General features: G+C 61.3%; 1 protein-coding gene and 1 pseudogene. One reads left to right on the top strand and one right to left on the bottom strand.

The genetic code is table 11. The features are described 5' to 3' along the window. Positions 1-1,263, top strand: a 1,263-nt coding sequence (locus VMR03_RS13795; protein ID WP_325406175.1) for an OprO/OprP family phosphate-selective porin, incomplete at its 5' end; no start/stop codon positions are given. A 385-nt stretch (positions 1,264-1,648) separates the two neighbouring features. Here the strand turns inward: VMR03_RS13795 and VMR03_RS13790 are convergent. Beyond that, a pseudogene (locus tag VMR03_RS13790) lies at positions 1,649-1,882 on the bottom strand (phosphate ABC transporter ATP-binding protein); the annotation flags it as partial.

Genomic DNA, 1,882 nt, shown 5'->3' with positions numbered 1-1,882 from the left:
ATCAATACGATGAAGCAGCAGATCATGGATCTGCAGCAGCGCCTCGACGATCTTCAGATTTCCCAGGGCAACGAGCTGAAGGAAATCAAGGAGAAGCAGGACGCCGTTCAGATCGACTTCAAGGACGGCAAGCCGACTTTCAAGACGGGCGACGGCCTCTTCGAGATGTCGATCCGCGGTCGTGCGCATTTCGACGTCGCGACGGGCGATACGGACGGCACGCTCACGCCGTACAACAACGGCGCCAATTTCCGCCGCGCTGAGATCGGCGTGGAAGGCAAATTCATGAGAGATTGGGGCTATGTGCTCGGTCTGCAGTTCGGCGGCACCAAGGACTCTTCGCCGACGATCATCAAGGAAGCCTATCTCTCCTATAACGGCATCTCCGGCATCAAGATCCAGGGCGGCGCCATCGGCGTTCCGCTGACCCTCGACTACGCGACGAGCTCGAACGACATCACGTTCATCGAGCGCTCCAGCGCCGCGAACATGATGATCAGCCTCGGTTCGGACGACAGCCGCACGGCCTTCGGTGTGCGTGGAAATACCGACAACGTCTTCGGTATGCTCTACTACACGAAGGACACCGTCGGTACGGATGCGACGACGCATGCCGAAAGCGACAACGTCGTGGGCCGTGTCGCCGTTGCCTTCCAGCCGGTCGAAAAGTCCAACATCCACCTCGGTCTGTCCGGCACCTATACGCCGCATTTCTACAAGGATCCGAGCATCGGCGATCGTCCCGGCATCCGCGTCGACGATATCAAGTACATCTCGACGCCGAGCATCACGAAGGTCGACAAGGCGCTGTTCTACGGCCCGGAACTCGCGGTCAGCTACGGCCCCTTCAAGGCGCAGGGTGAATACTATCGCTACAGCTTCGATCGCACGCTCGGGGCGGCCGATGCGGACTTCAGCGCCTGGTATGCACAGGCGTCCTGGGTCATCACGGGCGAAGCCTACAAGTACAGCATGGACGGTGCGGCCTATAAGGGCGTGAAGCCGGCCAGCCCCTTCACGCTGGGCGGTGGCATCGGCGCATGGGAACTTGCCGTGCGCTACAGCACCGCGGACCTCAACGACTCCGGTTCCGGCCTTACCAAGGGCGGCGAAGAGAAGATGTGGACGGGTGGCCTGAACTGGTATGTCAACAACAACGTCCGGTTCATGCTCGATTACATACGTGCGAAGGAAGAAGGCGGCGGCCCGAAGGGCGAAGGCACCTTCAACTCGGTCGCACTGCGTACCCAGTTCGCTTTCTGATCGATCCTCGCAGGTCTTCAGAGCAGACCCCCGGAGCTTCGGCTCCGGGGGTTTTGTTTGTGCGCCGCCGCACGCTTCATCTTCACCTCTCCCTATGGGAGAGGTCGAAACGCGGAACGCGTTTCGGGTGAGGGCAAGCCGTGAAGCACGGCTCCCCGTGCAGCCCCTCACCCAACCCTCTCCCAGAGGGAGAGGGCTAGTCCGGGGGTTTTTGCGCCCTCGTCCGCCCTTGTTCCAGTGTCGCCAAAACGCCGACGACCGCACAGGCGGGCCATGACGATCCGGGTCATGCGCGGACGGCGATAAAAAAAGCCCCGCCGAAACCGGCGGGGCTAGTTCGCTGCGTTTTGCGAGGGATCGTGCAGCGGGGGTTCGTGGCGATGTGCTAGCCGAAGCGGCCGGTCACATATTCTTCCGTGCGCTTGGAATGGGGGTTGGTGAAGACCTCCTTCGTCGCGCCATATTCGATCAGGCGGCCGAGATACATGAAGGCGGTGTTGTCGGAGACGCGCGCCGCCTGCTGCATGTTGTGGGTCACGATGACGATGGTGTAGGTCGATTTCAGCTCCTCGATGAGCTGCTCGATGCGCATGGTGGCGATCGGGTCGAGAGCCGAGCA

The sequence above is a fragment of the Parvibaculum sp. genome (assembly GCF_035511255.1).
Taxonomy (GTDB): domain Bacteria; phylum Pseudomonadota; class Alphaproteobacteria; order Parvibaculales; family Parvibaculaceae; genus Parvibaculum.
Note: the sequence above shows the minus strand (reverse complement) of the source record. Positions and strands in the feature narration are given on the sequence as shown.